Source organism: Nostoc sp. T09 (assembly GCF_002154695.1).
Classification (GTDB): domain Bacteria; phylum Cyanobacteriota; class Cyanobacteriia; order Cyanobacteriales; family Nostocaceae; genus Aulosira.
The window spans coordinates 1-18,876 of sequence record NZ_MTAV01000107.1; the positions used below are offsets into that span (position 1 = coordinate 1).

At 39.8% G+C, this 18,876-nt stretch carries 18 protein-coding genes; 8 read left to right on the top strand and 10 right to left on the bottom strand.

From position 1 onward, the window contains the following. The 5 genes from BV372_RS37170 to BV372_RS20815 all read left to right on the top strand — a co-directional run. A partial coding sequence (locus tag BV372_RS37170) for a hypothetical protein (RefSeq protein ID WP_218776748.1) occupies positions 1 to 294 on the top strand: 294 nt, incomplete at its 5' end. 35 nt (positions 295 to 329) lie between these two features. After that, complete coding sequence (locus tag BV372_RS20800; protein WP_086688396.1) at positions 330 to 782, top strand: DUF3531 family protein; 453 nt, start codon at positions 330 to 332, stop codon at positions 780 to 782. 17 nt (positions 783 to 799) lie between these two features. Then, positions 800 to 1,231: an NUDIX hydrolase gene (locus BV372_RS20805; RefSeq protein ID WP_086688397.1), complete on the top strand. Its 432-nt coding sequence runs from the start codon at positions 800 to 802 to the stop codon at positions 1,229 to 1,231. A 1,110-nt stretch (positions 1,232 to 2,341) separates the two neighbouring features. Then, positions 2,342 to 2,701 (top strand): Mo-dependent nitrogenase C-terminal domain-containing protein, encoded by a 360-nt coding sequence (locus tag BV372_RS20810; RefSeq protein WP_086688398.1) that lies wholly within the window; start codon positions 2,342 to 2,344, stop codon positions 2,699 to 2,701. Between the two features lie 18 nt (positions 2,702 to 2,719). Continuing rightward, positions 2,720 to 2,992 carry a cupin domain-containing protein gene (locus BV372_RS20815; protein ID WP_086688399.1) on the top strand — a complete coding sequence of 91 codons (273 nt, stop codon included), beginning with the start codon at positions 2,720 to 2,722 and terminating at the stop codon, positions 2,990 to 2,992. A 63-nt stretch (positions 2,993 to 3,055) separates the two neighbouring features. On the opposite strand, the gene BV372_RS20820 is transcribed toward BV372_RS20815, so the two are convergent. After that, positions 3,056 to 3,622: a hypothetical protein gene (locus BV372_RS20820; RefSeq protein WP_256973351.1), complete on the bottom strand. Its 567-nt coding sequence runs from the start codon at positions 3,620 to 3,622 to the stop codon at positions 3,056 to 3,058. 120 nt (positions 3,623 to 3,742) lie between these two features. On the opposite strand from BV372_RS20820, the gene BV372_RS20825 reads away from it, so the two are divergent. Both BV372_RS20825 and BV372_RS20830 read left to right on the top strand, forming a co-directional pair. Beyond that, a complete protein-coding gene (locus tag BV372_RS20825; RefSeq protein ID WP_086688401.1) occupies positions 3,743 to 4,489 on the top strand; it encodes a creatininase family protein in 747 nt (248 codons plus the stop codon). 608 nt (positions 4,490 to 5,097) lie between these two features. Beyond that, positions 5,098 to 6,822, top strand: coding sequence for an ATP-binding protein (locus tag BV372_RS20830; protein WP_086688402.1), 1,725 nt, complete (start codon positions 5,098 to 5,100; stop codon positions 6,820 to 6,822). A 106-nt stretch (positions 6,823 to 6,928) separates the two neighbouring features. On the opposite strand, the gene BV372_RS20835 is transcribed toward BV372_RS20830, so the two are convergent. Then, entirely contained in the window at positions 6,929 to 7,141 is a 213-nt protein-coding gene (locus BV372_RS20835; RefSeq protein ID WP_086688403.1) for a hypothetical protein, read from the bottom strand. On the opposite strand from BV372_RS20835, the gene pcrA reads away from it, so the two are divergent. Then, positions 7,132 to 9,444, top strand: a complete 2,313-nt coding sequence (gene pcrA / locus BV372_RS20840; protein ID WP_086688404.1) for a DNA helicase PcrA — start codon at positions 7,132 to 7,134, stop codon at positions 9,442 to 9,444. The two genes, BV372_RS20835 and pcrA, sit on opposite strands and share 10 nt — an antisense overlap. Before the next feature lie 199 nt (positions 9,445 to 9,643). Here the strand turns inward: pcrA and BV372_RS20845 are convergent, their stop codons facing one another. From BV372_RS20845 to BV372_RS20880, 8 genes are all read right to left on the bottom strand, one after another. After that, positions 9,644 to 9,937: an antibiotic biosynthesis monooxygenase gene (locus BV372_RS20845; RefSeq protein WP_086688405.1), complete on the bottom strand. Its 294-nt coding sequence runs from the start codon at positions 9,935 to 9,937 to the stop codon at positions 9,644 to 9,646. A gap of 66 nt (positions 9,938 to 10,003) precedes the next feature. After that, positions 10,004 to 10,654: a retron system putative HNH endonuclease gene (locus tag BV372_RS20850; RefSeq protein WP_086688406.1), complete on the bottom strand. Its 651-nt coding sequence runs from the start codon at positions 10,652 to 10,654 to the stop codon at positions 10,004 to 10,006. Continuing rightward, complete coding sequence (locus tag BV372_RS20855) at positions 10,651 to 12,099, bottom strand: AAA family ATPase (protein WP_373270792.1); 1,449 nt, start codon at positions 12,097 to 12,099, stop codon at positions 10,651 to 10,653. The genes BV372_RS20850 and BV372_RS20855 overlap by 4 nt, the downstream gene beginning before the upstream one ends. Before the next feature lie 264 nt (positions 12,100 to 12,363). Then, complete coding sequence (locus BV372_RS20860; protein ID WP_086688408.1) at positions 12,364 to 13,278, bottom strand: metallophosphoesterase; 915 nt, start codon at positions 13,276 to 13,278, stop codon at positions 12,364 to 12,366. A 150-nt stretch (positions 13,279 to 13,428) separates the two neighbouring features. Further along, positions 13,429 to 14,820 (bottom strand): malic enzyme-like NAD(P)-binding protein, encoded by a 1,392-nt coding sequence (locus tag BV372_RS20865; protein WP_086688409.1) that lies wholly within the window; start codon positions 14,818 to 14,820, stop codon positions 13,429 to 13,431. A 276-nt stretch (positions 14,821 to 15,096) separates the two neighbouring features. Further along, entirely contained in the window at positions 15,097 to 16,179 is a 1,083-nt protein-coding gene (psbA, locus tag BV372_RS20870; protein ID WP_086688410.1) for a photosystem II q(b) protein, read from the bottom strand. A gap of 684 nt (positions 16,180 to 16,863) precedes the next feature. After that, positions 16,864 to 17,610: a cell division ATP-binding protein FtsE gene (gene ftsE / locus BV372_RS20875; RefSeq protein WP_086688411.1), complete on the bottom strand. Its 747-nt coding sequence runs from the start codon at positions 17,608 to 17,610 to the stop codon at positions 16,864 to 16,866. Positions 17,611 to 17,767: 157 nt separating this feature from the next. Further along, the gene (locus BV372_RS20880) at positions 17,768 to 18,523 is read right to left on the bottom strand and encodes a WecB/TagA/CpsF family glycosyltransferase (protein ID WP_086688412.1); all 756 of its coding nucleotides are present in this window, start codon (positions 18,521 to 18,523) and stop codon (positions 17,768 to 17,770) included. Positions 18,524 to 18,876 lie beyond the last annotated feature (353 nt).

Below are 18,876 nucleotides of genomic sequence, written 5' to 3' on the forward strand. Positions count from 1 at the left end.
AAGTCGGTTAAAGGGAAAGGGGAAAAGGGGAAAGGAACTCAAAACCCTTTCCCTTTAACCCCTTCGGGGTTACGCTCCTGCGTCGCTATCGCTTCGCTAACGCCAGTCGCTCATGGGGGAAACCCCCAAGACCGCGCTGGCTCACCTTTTCCCTTTCCCCACTCTTGCAAAAATATATTTTTGCAAGAGGTCTATTGGCTATTGGGCATAGAGTATCGGGCATTGGGCATTAGTAATTGCTATTCTCCCCTTGCCCCCTTCTCCCCAGCCCCAACCCCTATGCTGCTATGCTAATTTTCAGAAAACACTAACGCAGATAATTAACCACCATGCACATTCAGTTTCGTGAATTTAATCCTTTTGATGTATGGATTTGGCTAAAGTTCAGCACAATTCCTTCTGCGCGTGAAAAGCAGTATGTGGAAGAAGTGTTTAATTCTTGGTTTTATCTAGGCAAATTAGGTGCATATAACGCTGAAAATCTCCAGGTGCAGGAAACAGGGCTGGATATTAGCTACATGAGTTATGACCCTCAAGGGTATGACAAAAGCTTGCTAGCGCTAATGCATAACATGGGTGAATTTGAGTATGAAGGTGAATGGGGACGCTGCTGGTTTGATTTGGGAACCAGTGATGCGATCGCCTTGGATATTTTAATTAACGCTCTCACACAGCTAAGTGCAGAATACGTCACTATTGAACAATTGTATCTCGGCGGCGAAAATGAAGATTGGCCCGTAGAAGATAGCGACAGTCGCTCATACTCTATCTACGATAATTAGTTAGTTAAATTACAAAAATGAACAAACCAGGGGAAATAAGGGTGTTAGTCTTAGGACTAATTCGGGATGGCGAACGCATATTTGTTTCCGAAGGCTACGACCCTGTAAAGCAATCAACATTTTATCGTGCTCTTGGTGGCGGTGTTGACTTTGGCGAACCTAGCAGTTTAGCTTTAGAACGAGAATTCCAAGAAGAAATTCAAGCAGACTTAACTAATATTCGTTATCTAGGTTGTATAGAGAACCTATTTACATTTAATGGTAGACAAGGGCACGAAATTATTCAACTTTACCAATGTGATTTTGCTGACCCCAAGTTTTATCAGTTGGACAGCTTAACATTTTCTGAGTCTGAAACTCATAAACATCGGGCACTATGGATCAATATTGAGCGTTTTCAATCAGGAGAATTAAGATTAGTGCCAGAAGAATTTTTCAATTATTTGTAAAATTACGATCGCCAACCAAATTTAGGTAAATTCTTAGGGTATAACTAATTGCAGGGTAGATTGTTGAGGTGTCTCCAGGAAGCAGACATCATGCAGTTGTGTTGATAGTCTACCCATAATAAAAAGAGCGATCGCAAGTCCAGAAGTAGAATTTTAGCTAAGACAACAAGTTAAATGTTGTCAATGTCTTTCATGAGCAGTTTGAAATTCTGCTTAAAAAGTTTGCTGAGTCGAAAACAGGTCTAATACACCTCTACCGTTAAAGAAGCCGCCATCAGGGCGTCTATGCATAACCAGCCAACCCCCCTTAGGACTGCTGTGGTCAGCAACTGGCTCAAATTTTTATAGAATTCGCTCATTCAGAAATCTATTTAAGCTTAATATTCAAGCGCCTGATGCTCTACAATTTAAATGCAGACTATTGCAAAGTCGCAGAAATAAATACCTAGTAGAAAACACCTAAAAAATTCTCTACTAAGCTTTCTCTTCTTCTGCCTTATTTCAGTATCTTAATTTCCTATATCTCTAACTTTTACCTCAGCTTAAAGTAGTATAGCTTTTAGCCTATCTTAAGACTTTATTTTAGGTATTATATGAGCTTATATGAGCTTGAACTAAGCAAAATTTGATTTGCTAGTTATGTAGATAAATTTTAGATAAAGTTTTGTAACATAGATAACAATTTACTAGATATCAATACCTTAGAATTGATTGTTTTTACAGCATAGTCCTAAGGAAATCTGGCTGGAGTAAGAGCAAAACAGCGCTTATACACATAAAAGTCCATCTCAGGATACTGTGCATTTTCATAACTGAAGATTTAAATTTAATATATAAGATTGGTATGTGGAATATAAGGAATCAATAACTTTAAACGATACCATCTTTATAATTTCTTTGTTATTTTGTATTTAACTGGACAGTTCTCCAGGGTATGGTGCGTTTAAATAACCATTAGTTGCACCATTTGCCCGCAACTATCTTGCAAATTAGCTTTTTGTACTTGCTTTTTATTGCCAAGCACAATATAAATTGCATAGCTAGAAAGCCTAGCTACAATTCAAATGGCTAATTATAGTTCATCTACAACAAAAAACCTGACTTACGAATATGATTAAGACAACTAATCGACGTATTATTCTCTCCGCTTTTGTTAGCCCTGTCAGCGAAAAAGACCAATTAAATAGTCATCCTCAATTTCCTCAACCTAAATTTGATTTACTGCAACCACTACGCCAATGGCTCGATGAACTCGAAATCCAGAATCGTAAATTAGCTAAATTTATTGCTAAACTAATTCCGGCGCAGTGTCCTTTTGAGCGAGATGTGATGTTGTTTGGTCGAAAAATTGCCCATATTCCTCCTATGTGCAAGCTCAATCCCCTTTACGATCAATTTGTCGGCTTGCGTTTTCGCGCTTTGTGCTATTTAGTAGATAAATGTGGAGAAGATATTCAGTCTTATTGCTAAAAGTAGATAAATAGCAGCATGGAAATTAAAATTGAGCATCAACCTAGTCAAGAACGTCTTAAACAGTTGGGTGTGACGAAATGGGAAATTTGGCAAAAGGAAGTTTCCATATTCCCTTGGACTTATGATACTCAAGAAACTTGCTACTTTTTAGCAGGTGATGTGATTGTTACACCTGATGGTGGACAACCAGTGCAAATGGGTAAAGATGATTTAGTAATCTTTCCTGCTGGAATGTCTTGTAACTGGGAAATCATCAGTGATGTAAAAAAGCATTATTACTTTGATTAAGCAATAACTCAGAGTGATTTTAGTTATCTCCTCACATTATTTTGTAAATAAACTTCTGATAAATCAATTCTGATTAAAATTGTAGGGGGGTTCGCAACGATTGTTATAGGATAAAGTGGCAGAATCTGTAAATTGCTTGTATCCGTATCTATCAAAACTCGTTGCAACTCCATCTCCAAGGCAATATTCGTAAGAATACATGGTTTCATTACCACCAAATTTGTTAGAAAGTTCCTTCCAGATTGGCGGCTGATACCCAAATATATAGTTATAAAACTTTGACGCTACGGCTTTATCGTAATTATAGCTTCCTGGATACTCGAAAAAATCTCCGTTGAAGTTTAAAGTAATATATTTTGCTTGATTGTTGACAAAAGCAATAGAAAAATTACTTTTAGGGAACTGGGGAAATAGCCTTCGGAAACTTTTGGGAGCATAAGTATAGGTAACTTGCGCACCATTAGTTTTTTTGGTACTGTAACGCCCAAAATAGCGCTCGATTGTTTGGGGTGTTTGATTCAAAACATAACGTCCAGCCCAAGCAGGAGGGGTAAGAAGACTGTTGAGTAGAAGAAATGCAACAGTTAATCCAGTTAAAGTTTGGTACAAATGACAAAATTTCATAGTCATTACTGCATCTCCCAGCAAGGGAGTTCATAATCGTGTTAGTGGAAGGCTCATGATTCATGATGCCACCTAGTAGATAAATGTTTCTTCCCACAGCAATTTTAATGAGGATGTTGGCTAAAAATGTTACTACATTTGAGTACCTGGACTGAGGTTGAAGCTTATCTACAGCAGTCTGGAGGTATTATTCTTCCTATTGGTTCCACAGAACAACATGGGCCAACCGGATTAATTGGTACTGATGCTATTTGTGCAGAAGCGATCGCTCGTGGTGTCGGTGAAGCAACCCAAGCAATAGTAGGGCCGACAATCAATGTTGGTATGGCACTGCACCACACCGCCTTTCCCGGTACTATAAGTCTGCGTCCCAGCACTTTAATTCAGCTGGTGCGAGATTATGTAACTTGTTTGAGCAAAGCAGGTTTTACCAAGTTCTACTTTATCAACGGACATGGCGGCAATATCGCCACCCTGAAAGCAGCTTTCTCAGAAACTTATGCTCACTTAGAAGATTTGCAGATTGCTAATGCACATCGAGTGCAATGCCAAGTTGCTAATTGGTTTATGTGTGGTTCAGTATACAAACTTGCTAAAGAATTATACGGTGACCAAGAAGGCTCTCATGCCACACCTAGTGAAGTGGCTGTAACTCAGTATGTTTATCCAGAGGCGATTAAGCAAGCACCCCTCTCAAGCGAAGTGGGAAGAGGACACAATATTTATAGTGCAACAGACTTTCGCGCGCGTTACCCGGATGGACGCATGGGATCAAATCCCGCTTTGGCTACCCCAGAACACGGTAAGCAGTTTTACGATTCAGCTGTGAAGGAACTCAGCAAGGGATATTTGGAATTTTTGAATGCAGAATAGACGTTTCACAAAGGGACTTCCAATTAAAAAAATATCCAAATGGTAGGGTGCGCTATGGCGGAAGCTATGACGCACCGCCTCTAATACTGACTCTACAAACTTTTTTATCCCTAGCAACATTGCAGAAGATAGTTATTGGAGAATCAAAAGGATTGGTGATAAGATTGGAAAACAGTAAGCCTAATGATAAAGAGCGTGGTTTTGATACTCTTTTGTATAAGAAACTAGATTAAAATGCTTTAGACGGCTTGAGGGTAGTTTATGGAAAGCTGGAGAAAGGTTAATTAGTCGCTTACCTGATAACTGAATATAAATGCCCTCAAGTGCGCCTCAAAGTAAAGTGATGAAAAAGATATACTTATAGGAGTGCATTTTCTTTAAGAAAGCGCTTTTTACAAAAAAAGCGATTTTTGTTGACTATTAGACCTTGTACTAATAATTCATATTAGAATAACTCAAATATAATAAAGGTCATGCCCATTATCTGGTGAGCGTTAATTTGCTCTTGTCATAAAAAAAGATAATTTAGGTGTTAATCTCTAGTTAAATTGTTTGCCCAAGTGAAACTAAAGTGGTGACTTTTACAGGAGGGTAAGGAGATTTGAGGGATGCAAACTCAAAAGCCAATCCCTGTTGACAGTAGTTCAGAAAGCAAAACAGTGCCAGCGGAAGAGCCATCGACAGACGAACTCCCGACTATTGAATTTCCCTCGCGAGGGAAACTCAAAGCTAGTTCCTGGCGCATACATCAAAAAATTGGCTATGGATATTTTGTAGCCATTGGAATTGGTTTTTTTGGCTCACTCACTGGTTTGGTAATTGCGAACTATTATCGGGGAAGAGAAATTAAGCAATTAAATCAAGCTCATGAGCAAGGACAACTACTGACTAATTATAAAGATGCAGTAATTGGAGCACAATTATATAGCTCTAATTTAGTTTCAGTATTAGAAGATCCCAAACGGCTGCAAACTAAAAAAACCGAATTTCTCAGAAGTGTTGATAAAGCTAAACAATTAGAATCAGAAATTACCAATTTTATCGATAAGAAACCTAAAAGATTAGCAGCAAACAGTGGCACTTTAGTAGCTTTATTGCAAGATTACACGACTAACTTAGAGTCTTATGTTAAGCAGATAGAGTCTGTATTACAGCAAGTTGATGCTCGCCAAGTGCAGACACAGGAAGTTGCTTCAGCACGTGAGCAGCTACTGAAAATTATGCGTGGCGAAACAGCTATGCGGCTAGAGCAGCTTTCGCAAACACTGAGTAACATCTTACAAAATGCTGAATTTCAAGAGCAGGAAAGGACACAAGGTGTAGAGCAGGCAAAAGGAGTTGAGAGATTAATCGTAATCATGAGTATGCTGGTGTCAGTGGCGATCGCAGCCATTGTAGCTTGGCGTACTAGTCGCGCGATCGCAGAGCCAGTCATCACGGTTACCCAAGTAGCTGAACAAGTGGCGAGAAAATCTAATTTTGATTTGCGCGCACCTGTAACCACAGAAGATGAAATTGGCTTATTAGCTAAATCCCTAAATCGTTTAATTGAGCGAGTATCTGAGCGGACTAAAGAACTACAACAAGCTAAAGAATTAGCCGAAGCTGCTAGCAAAGCAAAAAGCATATTTCTGGCAAATGTAAGTCACGAATTACGTACACCATTAAATGCTGTTATTGGCTTGAGTCAACTACTACAAGATGATGCTACCGATTTAGGTTTATCGGGAGACTTTATTACCGACTTAGAAACAATTAACGCTGCTGGTAGACATTTACTAGAACTAATTAATGACATCCTCGACTTATCAAAAATTGAAGCGGGGAAAATGACTCTTTATCCAGAGACATTTGAGATTGCGTCACTAATTAATAATATCGTTCTGACAGTTAGATCGGCTGTAGAGAAAAACGGCAATATCTTAGAAGTAGATTATGATGAACAACTGGGTACAATGTATGCCGATCAAACGAGGATGCGGCAAGTATTGTTAAACCTACTTAGTAATGCTGCCAAATTTACGACAAACGGCAAAGTAACGCTAACAGTGAAGAGCGAAAAAGCAGGCTTATTACAAACAACTCCTTTTGAAATTATTACTTTCACAGTAAATGATACAGGAATTGGAATGTCACAAACTCAGCAAAAGCAGTTATTTCAACCTTTTATCCAAGGCGATACATCGACTACTAAAAAGTATGGTGGTACTGGGCTAGGGTTAGCAATTAGTCGCCACTTTTGCCAGATGATGGGTGGTGAAATTATTGTCAAAAGTCAGATTGGGGTTGGTTCTACTTTTACCGTTCGCTTACCCTTGACTGTACAAGAATAAGTTGGTTTGCGATGCGATCGCACTATACAGATGATGGCACAGAATAATTTTTTTATTAGTTATTAACTGGGCATAATACTTAACTTGTGCTAGCTCCTATTTATTATCAAAAAATAGAAGCGATCGCCTCAATCATCATCAGAAACTTAGATAAGGTGTCACGCAGAGGCGCAAAGGCGCGGAGAGTAAGAGTTTTATCAGGAAATTCGGCAAGGTCGAATTGAAATATTTTAATTAACCTAGAATAATATGCGTTGATTACGATACTCTCAAAAGAAGCGGTTCTTTGCCCAGTCACCTTGGCTATCCATGACCACAACTATTGACTTCCTCAGCCATTTGAATCCCAGCCAACGTCAAGCCGTAGAACACTACTGCGGCCCGCTGCTAGTTGTGGCTGGCGCAGGTTCCGGTAAAACGCGAGCGCTGACTTATCGGATTGCTAACCTGATTCTCAAACACCGCGTAGCTCCTGAAAATATTTTGGCGGTGACTTTTACTAACAAAGCCGCCAGGGAGATGAAAGAGCGGATTCAAAAGATATTTGCTGAACAGTTGGCCATCAAAGAACATGGTCAGCGGTTTGATATGTTGCCAGAATACGAACAAACTAAACTGCGATCGCAAGTCTATCGCACTACCATCAAAGATTTATGGTGCGGGACTTTCCACAGTCTGTTTTCCCGCATCTTACGCTTTGATATTGAAAAGTACCAAGACGAAAAAGGCCGCCGTTGGAGTAAAAATTTCTCCATCTTTGACGAATCTGATGCTCAAAGCTTGGTCAAAGATATTGTTACCAAACAGCTAAACCTAGACGATAAGAAGTTTGACCATCGTTCTGTGCGCTATGCAATTAGTAACGCTAAAAACCAAGGCTTCTCACCCCAAGAATTTGAGAGTGAGCAGCCTAATTATCGCGGCAGGGTAATTGCTCAAGTCTATAGTTCCTATCAAGATAGGCTGGCACAAAATAACGCTCTCGATTTTGATGATTTAATTCTCATTCCTACTAAACTGTTTCAGCAAAATGAACAGGTATTAGGTTATTGGCATCGCAAATTCTGCCATATTCTTGTTGATGAATATCAGGATACTAACCGTACTCAGTATGACCTAATCCGCCTGTTAGTGACAAATGGCGAAGATAGAAAGAGTGAATGGGAATGGCAAAATCGCTCAGTGTTTGTTGTGGGTGACGCAGACCAGTCAATTTACTCCTTTAGAATGGCTGATTTCACCATTTTGCTGGAGTTTCAGAATGATTTTGGCGACGGTTTGCCAGATGACGACACCCGGACAATGGTGAAGTTAGAAGAAAACTATCGCTCTTGTGAAAACATTCTCCAAGCTGCCAACGAACTAATTGAAAATAATACTCAACGGATTGATAAAGTCCTCAAGCCGACGCGGGGTGCGGGTGAACAAATTTATTGTCACAAAGCGGATAATGAACTAGACGAAGCCGAGTTTGTAATTCGTCAAATCCGCACTTTAGAACAACAAAACCCAGAATTGAATTGGGGTAGTTTTGCCATACTTTATCGTACTAACGCCCAATCTCGTCCCTTTGAAGAACTGTTAGTGAAATATCAAATTCCTTATACAGTCGTGGGAGGAATGAGGTTTTACGATCGCAAAGAAATTAAAGATGTTGTAGCTTATTTAAGAGCGATCGCTAACCCCGCCGATACTGTAAGTTTATTGCGAGTTATTAATACTCCCCGGCGTGGTATTGGCAAAACAACCATTGATGCTTTGATTAACGCTTCCCAGCAATTAGGTACAACTCTTTGGGAAATATTATCAGACGAGACATCAGTTAATACTTTAGCTGGACGTGGCGCTAAATCGGTGAAAGGCTTTGCCGAAATGATTAGCCGTTGGCAAGGAGAAGTAGGAACGCTTCCGGCTGCGGAAATTGTCCAAGGTATACTAGAAGACTCTGGTTATGTTCAAGACTTGCTAAATCAGGGTACGGATGAATCGCAAGACAGAATCCAAAACGTCCAAGAACTTTACAACGCTGTACTGCAATTCCAAGAAGAGAACGAAGATGCTACCCTGCAAGGGTTCTTACAAAGTACCGCCCTCAGTTCCGATTTGGATAATTTAAAAGAAGGGCAAACAGCAGTTTCCTTGATGACTTTGCACGCTTCCAAAGGCTTGGAATTTCCCGTAGTCTTTTTGGTAGGTTTAGAACAGGGGCTATTTCCCGGCTACCGTTCACTGAGTGATCCTGCATCCTTGGAAGAAGAACGCCGCCTGTGTTATGTAGGGATTACCCGCGCCCAAGAGAGGTTATATTTATCACACGCCCGCGAACGCCGCCTTTATGGTTCTCGCGAACCCGCCATGCGATCGCAATTTCTGGAGGAAGTACCAGAAGAATTATTAACTACTCAAAGTAAGATTCGTCAAACGTATACTAAACCTGCTTATGCAAACAATGGTAAGCAGAATTGGCAAGTAGGCGATCGCGTTTTACATAAAGCCTTTGGGATTGGTGAAATTACCCATGTTTTTGGAGAAGGAAATAAGGTTTCTGTGGCAATTAAATTCGCTAATTTGGGGCAAAAAATTATCGACCCCAGAATAGCGCAATTGCAAAAAGTAGACTAATAATTCGTAATTCGTAGTTGATAATTCGTAATTATTATTTAATTACGAATTTATCAATATGTTGCAAATAGCTATTTATTTAGATGTTTCATGCCACTGTTCTAAAATCCAACAACAGATTCAAAGTGTAGAAAACAGATTGAATGTGAGCTTTATTAATTACGAATTACGAATTACAAATTACGAATTCATATAAGAGCTATATTTCTACCTCTTCAAAGTGCTCAACAGTGGGAAAAGGCTCATAAAAATGGTGCAGCAAGTTTTTCCACTCTTGATACTCAGCAGAACCTCTAAATCCAACAGTATGAGATTCTAAATTTTCCCATCTAACAAGTAATAGATATTTACCATTAACTTCGATGCAGCGATGGAGTTCATGGGATAAATATCCATTCATTGACGAAATAATCTTGGAAGCTTTTTTGAAAGAATATTCAAAATCAGATTCCATCCCAGGTTTAACATGAAGCATCACTGCCTCAAGAATCATAAACTATTTCCTGAAAACTGAAGATGATGCCGTTTAGTATAGTGCGATCGCGTACACCATAGCAGATTAAAAATAATTCTTCAGTAAATAGATAATTGCAGCACAAAACGGAGTATATTGCCCGTTACTATCGAGTTGCTCATAGCCTTCAGCAAGCTGCTGTCTTTCTTCATTAGTCAAATCTTCAATACCCAGCAATGCAGCATCCATTGCTACTCTCCGCATATTTTGCAGCTTGTTAATATTGAGCGCTAGCTTCTCAATCGTTGTTTCAGCAGCAGCTTGTTTAGCTGGATCATTTGTTGGTTGAATTTCGCCGGATGCAGGATATTTAAAGAACTCATTGCAGTTTATTTCCAGAGGTGAAACCATCAGATGCTTATCGTACCAATACTTTTTCTCATGTCCACAATGTACGGGAACGGGAGGAGGTTCTTCACTTTCTCCTTGACATGAAGCGATGAGATTTGTGTAATCCAGCGCCAAATTTGGATAGCTGCTACGGGGCTTGAAGTGTTCTATGTGGCTTGTTTCTCTGGTGATACGCATTCCACAATAACAGCAGATATATCCCTGTTCTTGTAGCAGAGAATCATGCACAATTACTTTCTCAGGTTTCTGAAAATTATCATCCCAATTAGGTTTCCAATCATCATTTTCTAGAGCCTTCCAATTGCTAAATTTTACTGGCTCTTGATTCTTTTTAATGTACTTCATCGATTGAGAATTTCCTTCCGTCGGATGAGTACATCTGCTCGTACAAACTCCGGTTCATCTGCTCCAATTTCGGCTGCTAACTCTTGACGTAATTGCCTAGCACCTTCCAAATTTCCTGCGTCAATCAGTCTAAACAATTCTAAAAGACTTGTCTTAATTTCTTGTGGACGTTCTGGAACATCCATGAGGTCTTCTAGAATACGATTGCTATCTCTTCCAAAGGAACTTTCTGGACGTTTGACAATAACGCCTTCATTAGTTTTTTCTAAAATATAAATTCCTTCAGGCTTGACATGGCTAATTACCTGAGGGGAATGAGTAGTAACAATAAATTGACAATTGGGGAATGTTCTAGTTAAAGCTGGAATAATTTCTCGTTGCCATTTTGGGTGTAGGTGCAGTTCAATTTCATCAATTAAAACCACTCCACTACCTTGAAGTGGTTCTGATAAACCTGGGTTAGCTATTGCCAAACGTCTTGCTAAATCTCCTACCATTGCTAATAAGCATTTCTCACCATCAGATAGCTGATTAACAATGAGTTCTTCACCTTGTTTCTTCACAGTCATTCGCAGAGGAGAACGCTCAACACGTAAGTTAGAAAAATCTGGTATCAATGACACAATGGCTTGTCTTACAGCTTCTAATTGTTTATCTTTATAATCAGGGTTATCTCTTCGTCTTTCATTTTCTAGATCTTCTCGATTTCTAAACCAATCAAAAAATATTTTGAAGTCAATTTTGCCTCCCGTCAGTGCCTCATTATATGCATCTACTTGGTTAAATGAACATACCTCTGAAATTTCTAGAGGCATATCGATAACAGCACGATTGACGGGGTAGTAAACTAATAAATTAATACTAGCTTCTGAATCAAATTCCAACTTTTGACGTAGGTAATCAACCGCACTTTGTACTTGTAAACCTCTTAAATATTGAAGAGTATATTGATTATTGGATATAGCAATATCTCGAACAACAGAATCAGAAATTGTTTCCGCTAGGCTTGGTACTATACTTTTAAATATCGTTTGTAATTTTTTATATTCAATATTAGAAATTTTTTGCCCAAGAGATTTTTGTATAAATTTTGCAGCATCTTCAACTAAATCTACAGTAAAATCTTCTAGTGCTGGCTGTAGCTGGCTAGACGATTGAATATCTTTTATCTTTACCAAATTAATAGATAAAGGTATTTCTTGTAAATTATCTAGTGTCGTAATAACTTCTATGCGAATTTCGTTACGACCACTAGTGATATCTTGTTCACTTAAAGAACGTATAGAATTAGGTGAGTTTTGAATTTTCCCTGTAATCTGTGAGAAAATAATAGATAAGCAATCAAGAATACTCGATTTACCTACGCCATTTATACCAATCAGTACTGTTGGCTCGGTTTCATCGAAATCTAGCGTCAAATCACCGATTCCACGGAATGATTGCATTATCAAGCGCTTGACTTTCATAGTTTTAATAACGCTGAAGATAATTGATTTGGTGGGCAATGCCTAGGCTGTTGACTTTGATGGAATTTACCCTTTTTTTGTTACATTTGTAAGTGTCGTTTAATTTTTCGTTCAAAGCCTCCATACAACAGGATTTTAGCCATCGTAACGGACTACATATTTTGCATGAACGGAATCCCGAAAATGGCACAGAGTTTACAGCCTAGGCAATGCCCACCCTACATCTAATTAGAGAGCCAGGTATTAAGCTGATTTCAACTTAATAATACCCTTATCAAAAACGCGGTTATCAGTGCCAATGCCGCTTAATTCTATTCTATCTGCATACACTTCATAGGCGGCGAAACTTAAATTACTGGTAGAGTATTCTGTCCATTCATTTTTACCTACAGGACGATTACCTGCACCTGCTCCACAGATTAAGTAAGTCGTGCCATTAATCGAACGGGTGCGTTCATAATGGTGTTCATGACCGTTGATGTAAAGTTGTACACCGTATTTTTGAAAGAGAGGACTAAAGGTTTTAATAAAATCTGGATTACTTCCATAGGCTCCTGATGCATAAATTGGATGATGTCCAAATACTACTTTCCAGGAAGCTTTGCTGAGGCTTAATTCTTTTTCTAACCAAGCTAGTTGGTTTTTCCAGTCGGCATTACCGTTCGTATCTAAGGCAAAAAATTGTACATTTCCTCGGCTAAATGTATAGTAGCGTCCCTTCATATTAAAGCCGGGATATTTAACTTCTAAATCGCCGTTGGCAGTGCGAATATCGTGATTACCTAAACAAGCTTGAAATTTCACACCTTGCTTGAGCAAATCTTGATAGGGACGCTCAAACACCTCACCAATTTTTTCAATTTCACCGTTGTTATAAATGTTATCTCCGGCTAAAACTACTAAATCGTAAGGATTTTTTTGGTGATAAAGAGTCATCGCCCTAGCTACAGCATATTGTCCTTTAGCACCTGTTCCTGTATCTGCAACTGAGACAAAACGTAGTAGCAAGTCCTTTTTGAGGGGATTGGCGGCGATCGCTGTGTCTGCTTCAGTTAAATCAGCGCTTTGAGTATTTTGCCGAGTTAATATCCAGCCTAATCCTGTAGTGATGGCACCAAGGCTAGTTAACAATAAAAATTGACGGCGTTTTAGGTTCATAAAACATCAAATTCAATAAGTAGTCAGTTTAGCTTAAGTACAAGTCACCGTAAAAAGCTGATCTACTTATTAAACGCTGAATTTGGGGAACGTTATCAAGCAATGTCAAATGTCAAAGGGATGGACAACTTTGCCCATCCCCTAAATTCATCAACTCTGCGCTACACCTTCTTGACGCGCTGCTTGTTGCACAGCAGCAGCTACAGATGCGGCGACTCGCTTATCGAATACCGAAGGAATAATATGTTCCGGATCTAAATCTGAAGGTTTAACTAAAGATGCGATCGCAGTTGCAGCTTCTAGATACATTGTGGCGGTAATTGTCTGTGCCCGACAATCTAAAGCACCGCGAAATACTCCCGGAAAAGCGAGAACGTTATTGATTTGATTCGGGTAATCACTGCGACCAGTAGCCATAACAGCAACATCTTTTGTGACTAACTCTGGCTGAATTTCTGGAATCGGATTTGCCATTGCAAACACAATTGGATCTTTCGCCATCGATTGCACCATTTCTACCGTCAAAACTCCTGGTGCGCTGACGCCGATAAATACATCAGATCCTTGCATTGCACCAGCTAAAGTACCTTGGGCTTTAACTGCAAATTCGCGCTTTTCTTCTGTTAAGTCAGTACGACTGGTAGAGATAATACCTTTAGAGTCGCACATCCAAATTTTTTCTGCCCCAGCTTTGCGTAGTAATCGCGCGATCGCTACTCCCGCAGCCCCAGCACCGTTAATCACAATTCGTATTTCTGCCATTGACTTATGTACAATTTTCAAGGCATTAAACAAGGCTGCTAAGGTAACAATTGCTGTACCATGTTGGTCATCGTGAAACACAGGTATATCTAATTCCCGCCTTAGTCTCTGTTCAATCTCAAAGCAGCGAGGGGCGGCGATATCCTCCAGATTTACGCCGCCAAAAACGGGAGCAATATTTTTTACTGTCCGCACAATCTCATCTGTATCTTGAGTTGCCAAGCAGATAGGAAAAGCATCAATTCCAGCAAATTCTTTGAACAGCATTGCTTTACCTTCCATCACTGGTAAAGCCGCCGCCGGTCCCAGATTTCCTAAACCCAAAACAGCACTACCATCAGTGACAATAGCAACGGTATTTTTTTTGATGGTTAAGTTATGAACTTCCTCTGGATTTTGGGCGATCGCTGTACAAATCCTACCTACCCCTGGCGTGTAAGCCATTGCAAGATCGGAAACACTTCTTAAGGGAATCCTGCTGGTAATGCTGATTTTACCCCCGCGATGCAAATTAAAGGTGCGATCGTACACATTCAGCATTTGAATGTGCGGTAATGCTTTGACTGCTTGCACAATGGTTTCAGCTTGTTCAGTGCTAGCAGCATCCACAGTAATATCGCGGGTGGACTCTTTGCGGGTTTGCTCGATTAAATCAATTTGTCCTAGTAGCCCGCCATTAGCTGCGATCGCCTGGGTGACTGACGCCAGCATCCCCACACGATTGGGAATCTGCAAGCGGAGCGTCAAACTAAAACTAGAATTAGGAGTAAGGTCTGTCATTTTGGTTTTAGATTTAAATTTCAGATTTTATATTGAATTGCTTATTAATAATCTCTTTAAAATCTCAAATGTCATATTTTACTAATCTAAGCGAGTCACAATTTCGTAAATGTACTCAGCAACACCAGATATTTTTTCTGTCCCATCTGCTCAATCACATAGCAGCGTTTGGTGAATGCCTTTATCAATAGCTTTTCTTGCTCTGAGTGTATCCGTGATTCCACGAAAAAAGCGCCCTCTAATCAGAGAGCGCTGTTAAATTATATTAACCCAGTATTAACCATGAATTGCAGAATCTAGCGAAGCTACAGGCACTACCTCACCCGCAGCCAAATCTAGCGGGAAGTTGTGAGCATTGCGCTCGTGCATTACTTCAATACCTAGGTTGGCACGGTTGACCACATCTGCCCAGGTATTAACTACACGACCTTGAGAATCAAGCACTGATTGGTTAAAGTTGAACCCATTTAAGTTAAACGCCATCGTGCTGATACCCAAAGCCGTCAACCAGATACAAACTACCGGCCAAGCAGCCAAGAAAAAGTGCAAGGAACGTGAGTTATTAAAGCTGGCATATTGCCAAATTAAGCGTCCAAAATAACCGTGAGCCGCTACAATGCTGTAGGTTTCTTGTTCTTGACCAAATCTGTATCCATAGTTGATCGATTCAACTTCACTAGTCTCCCTAACTAACGAGGAAGACACCAAAGAACCGTGCATAGCACAGAATAAAGAACCGCCGAATACACCTGCTACACCTAACATGTGAAAGGGGTGGAACAGAATGTTATGTTCAGCTTGGAATACAAGCATGAAGTTAAAGGTGCCACTGATACCTAGAGGCATCCCGTCAGAAAAACTACCTTGACCAATGGGATAAATTAAGAATACTGAAGTCGCAGCAGCTACAGGTGCAGAATAAGCTACACAAATCCAAGGACGCATCCCCAGACGATAGCTTAACTCCCATTGCCGACCCAGCCAACAGAATATTCCAATCAAAAAATGCAAGACGATGAGCTGATAAGGGCCGCCGTTGTAGAGCCATTCATCCATCGAAGCCGCTTCCCATAGTGGGTAAAAGTGCAACCCGATAGCGTTGGATGTAGGTACAACAGCACCAGTAATGATGTTATTGCCGTAGAGCAAAGAACCAGCAACTGGTTCGCGAATACCGTCAATATCGACAGGTGATGCTGCAATAAAGGCAATAATGAAACAAATGGTAGCAGCCAACAAGGTGGGAATCATTAAAACACCAAACCAGCCGATATAAAGCCGATTGTCAGTGCTAGTAATCCATTGAGTAAACCGATCCCACTGATTGCCGCTTTCGCCTCTTCTAAGAGTTGTGGTCATGGCTGTATCGTTTTTAAATTAACAACAACAAGCTGACTCAATTCCTGATGAATTGAGAATTATGCTGTTTTCAAATACTTTTGCCAAATACCTTCTCCCTATTCACCGGGACTCTCTTAAATTGCCTCACACCATAAACTATCGCTTATCTCTCTTCCCAGGGAGATGGTGTAAAAAAGGGAAAACTTTCCCGGCTTCTATTATCAGTTTTTACATAAAATTTTTGTATTTATCAATAATGTTTTATAAACTTTTATTGCAATTCATTCTGCCATCTCAAGAGTTATAAGATGACTGTTGCTCAATTCAATTTTTTATAAGCAGCAAGATTATATTTATGCCAGAAATCACTAAAAAATAGCCATAAAATCTACATAGCTAGAATATTAAGTATTTTGCAATGTATCTAGTTAAATTACCTAAGCTATCAAGTAAAATTGATAAACAAGATGATAAGTAATATCAATTCTCTAAATTAAAAATGCAAATCATCTCCACTGCTACTACTGTTGTAGAGGCATGAAAGTAATACACTATAAAATTTATGTTTCATAGAGTCTAATTTATAGACAATATAAATAAATATAGTTCAGATAAGCCTGTTTTTTATCCCCCTGTTGCCTGTTGCCTGTTCCCTGTTCCCTACCCTTACGAGTTAGTTAACAATCAAAGAGAACTGCTATTTTATTTGCGATATAGGCTGCCATTGCGCACTTGTACCACTGGATGATTGCACCTGCGTACCAATTGTTCATCGTGAGTAGTAACAATTACTGTTGCCCCAAAAGAATTTAATTTCTGGAGAATCTGCATGACTTGCCAAGAATTATCTGGATCGAGGTTTCCTGTAGGCTCATCTGCCAACAGCAGTGGTGGTGTACTCACGATCGCTCTGGCAATACTCACTCGTTGTTGCTCTCCACCAGAAAGTTGATCTGGAAAGCAATCAGCTTTAGAAACCAAACCCACTAGCTTTAATGTGGGTTCTAAACGGCGTTGAATTTCTTTGCGGGTATACCCTTGAGCTTGCAGTACAAAAGTCACATTTTCTGCCACTGTGCGTTGGGGAATCAGTTTATAGTCTTGAAAGACAATGCCAATGCGTCGCCGCAGCAATGACAAGCGATCGCCTCGCATATCTGCCATGTTGCACTCGTCAACAATCACTTCACCCTGTGTTGCTAACTCTTGGCCATACAGCAGTTTCAACAGAGTGGATTTACCAGAACCACTTGGCCCTGTGATAAATAAAAATTCTTTCTTTTTTACTTCTAAGTTCACATCCAACAAAGCATGACAGCCGTTGGTATAGGTTTTTGTCACAGAACGCAATTGCAAGATTGCAGCAGCATTGCTACTGTGCTTTTGATTGTCGCTGTCTTCTGGATGAACAAATTTGTGATTCGTTGGCTGAGTCGTTAATACTGGCATTGCTGAATTGTTAGGAACAGATGAGATACAAAATAATAATTCCCAGGCATAACCTGGGAATCACAAATTTCCAAACAAAAATCTCAGATTTTTTGAGCACCTTAATACTAAGTAATTACCACTGACAACTCAGGAGTCAGAATTTTTATGCCAGTAACTAACTAATTGCACCTCTTGCAGTCAAGTGATAAACAAAGGCTTTGAGGGCAAACTCTGGTAAAGCCAACATCCGCCGCCAGCGCCAAGGCTCTTGATAAAGGCGATACAGCCACTCTAAATTATTATTTCCCAGCCAAGCCGGAGCACGGGTTTTTGTTCCGGACCAAATATCGAAACTGCCACCAACACCAATCCAAATTGCTTGCGGACAGAGATAGCGGTTTTGAGCAATCCATAACTCTTGACGTGGTACTCCCAAGCCCACAAAAATGACTTGTGGCTGCAATTGGCTGAGACTTTCTCGCAATTTTTCCTCTTCTTCTGGAGAATGGTAGCCGGAGTGAGTCCCTGCTATGTTCAAACTCGGAATTTGCCGTTGGCAGAACTCTGCCGCTTTTGCGGCTACCCCAGGTGCTCCTCCATAGAAAAATACCTTAGCGCTTGTATGTTGTTGTCCTAGTTCTCTTAAGAGTGATTCTGCTAGTTCAATACCAGGACAACGTTGCACTTTTTGCCATAATAGCCATCGCAAATACAGAACTACTCCTGCTCCATCTGGAATGACTAACTCAGCATCTTGGATGACTTTAGCTAGGGAATTATTACGCTCTGCCTGCATAGTCATTTCTGCATTGAGCGTTACCACATGAGTCCCTCTACCTTGTTGTAGGCATTCTAGTAACCAGCTTGGATAGTTAGCCATCACATGAACTGGTATTCCCAACACTGAAAACGCTTTAGGCGGTTTAGACATAGCTGATTTTTACTTAGCCTCACACCAGAGTCTCTCGAACGTTAGTTTATCAAATTTTTTAATATATTGTCTGTTGTAATTTTAGCAACAAGTAATTCGTTTTTGGCATCGATAAAACTAAGTAAATTATCATCTGAGGGGGATTCAAAAGGTTGTATGAAGACTGTATATTGATTATATATAGTAATAAATATATCTTATATAAAATAGGTAGTAGACTAAGTAAGGATTGCCAAATATCTGATAAGACTAATGCATTTGTCAAAAAGCTAGGTAAGCAAAAAAATTTAGGGCTTTTTATTCAGCAGATGTTTGAATAACTGTCAGCAGTCGCTAAACATAACGCAAGCCTC

Coding starts and splice junctions, on each gene's coding strand:
- BV372_RS20855 (WP_373270792.1), bottom strand. CDS start 12,099: ATGCAATCATTCCGTGGAATCGGTGATTTGACGCTAGATTTCGATGAA.
- BV372_RS20865 (WP_086688409.1), bottom strand. CDS start 14,820: ATGACAGACCTTACTCCTAATTCTAGTTTTAGTTTGACGCTCCGCTTG.
- pcrA (WP_086688404.1), top strand. CDS start 7,132: ATGACCACAACTATTGACTTCCTCAGCCATTTGAATCCCAGCCAACGT.
- BV372_RS20810 (WP_086688398.1), top strand. CDS start 2,342: ATGATTAAGACAACTAATCGACGTATTATTCTCTCCGCTTTTGTTAGC.
- ftsE (WP_086688411.1), bottom strand. CDS start 17,610: ATGCCAGTATTAACGACTCAGCCAACGAATCACAAATTTGTTCATCCA.
- BV372_RS20825 (WP_086688401.1), top strand. CDS start 3,743: ATGTTACTACATTTGAGTACCTGGACTGAGGTTGAAGCTTATCTACAG.
- BV372_RS20845 (WP_086688405.1), bottom strand. CDS start 9,937: ATGATTCTTGAGGCAGTGATGCTTCATGTTAAACCTGGGATGGAATCT.
- BV372_RS20800 (WP_086688396.1), top strand. CDS start 330: ATGCACATTCAGTTTCGTGAATTTAATCCTTTTGATGTATGGATTTGG.
- BV372_RS20820 (WP_256973351.1), bottom strand. CDS start 3,622: ATGACTATGAAATTTTGTCATTTGTACCAAACTTTAACTGGATTAACT.
- BV372_RS20860 (WP_086688408.1), bottom strand. CDS start 13,278: ATGAACCTAAAACGCCGTCAATTTTTATTGTTAACTAGCCTTGGTGCC.
- BV372_RS20830 (WP_086688402.1), top strand. CDS start 5,098: ATGCAAACTCAAAAGCCAATCCCTGTTGACAGTAGTTCAGAAAGCAAA.
- BV372_RS20805 (WP_086688397.1), top strand. CDS start 800: ATGAACAAACCAGGGGAAATAAGGGTGTTAGTCTTAGGACTAATTCGG.
- BV372_RS20815 (WP_086688399.1), top strand. CDS start 2,720: ATGGAAATTAAAATTGAGCATCAACCTAGTCAAGAACGTCTTAAACAG.
- psbA (WP_086688410.1), bottom strand. CDS start 16,179: ATGACCACAACTCTTAGAAGAGGCGAAAGCGGCAATCAGTGGGATCGG.
- BV372_RS20850 (WP_086688406.1), bottom strand. CDS start 10,654: ATGAAGTACATTAAAAAGAATCAAGAGCCAGTAAAATTTAGCAATTGG.
- BV372_RS20880 (WP_086688412.1), bottom strand. CDS start 18,523: ATGTCTAAACCGCCTAAAGCGTTTTCAGTGTTGGGAATACCAGTTCAT.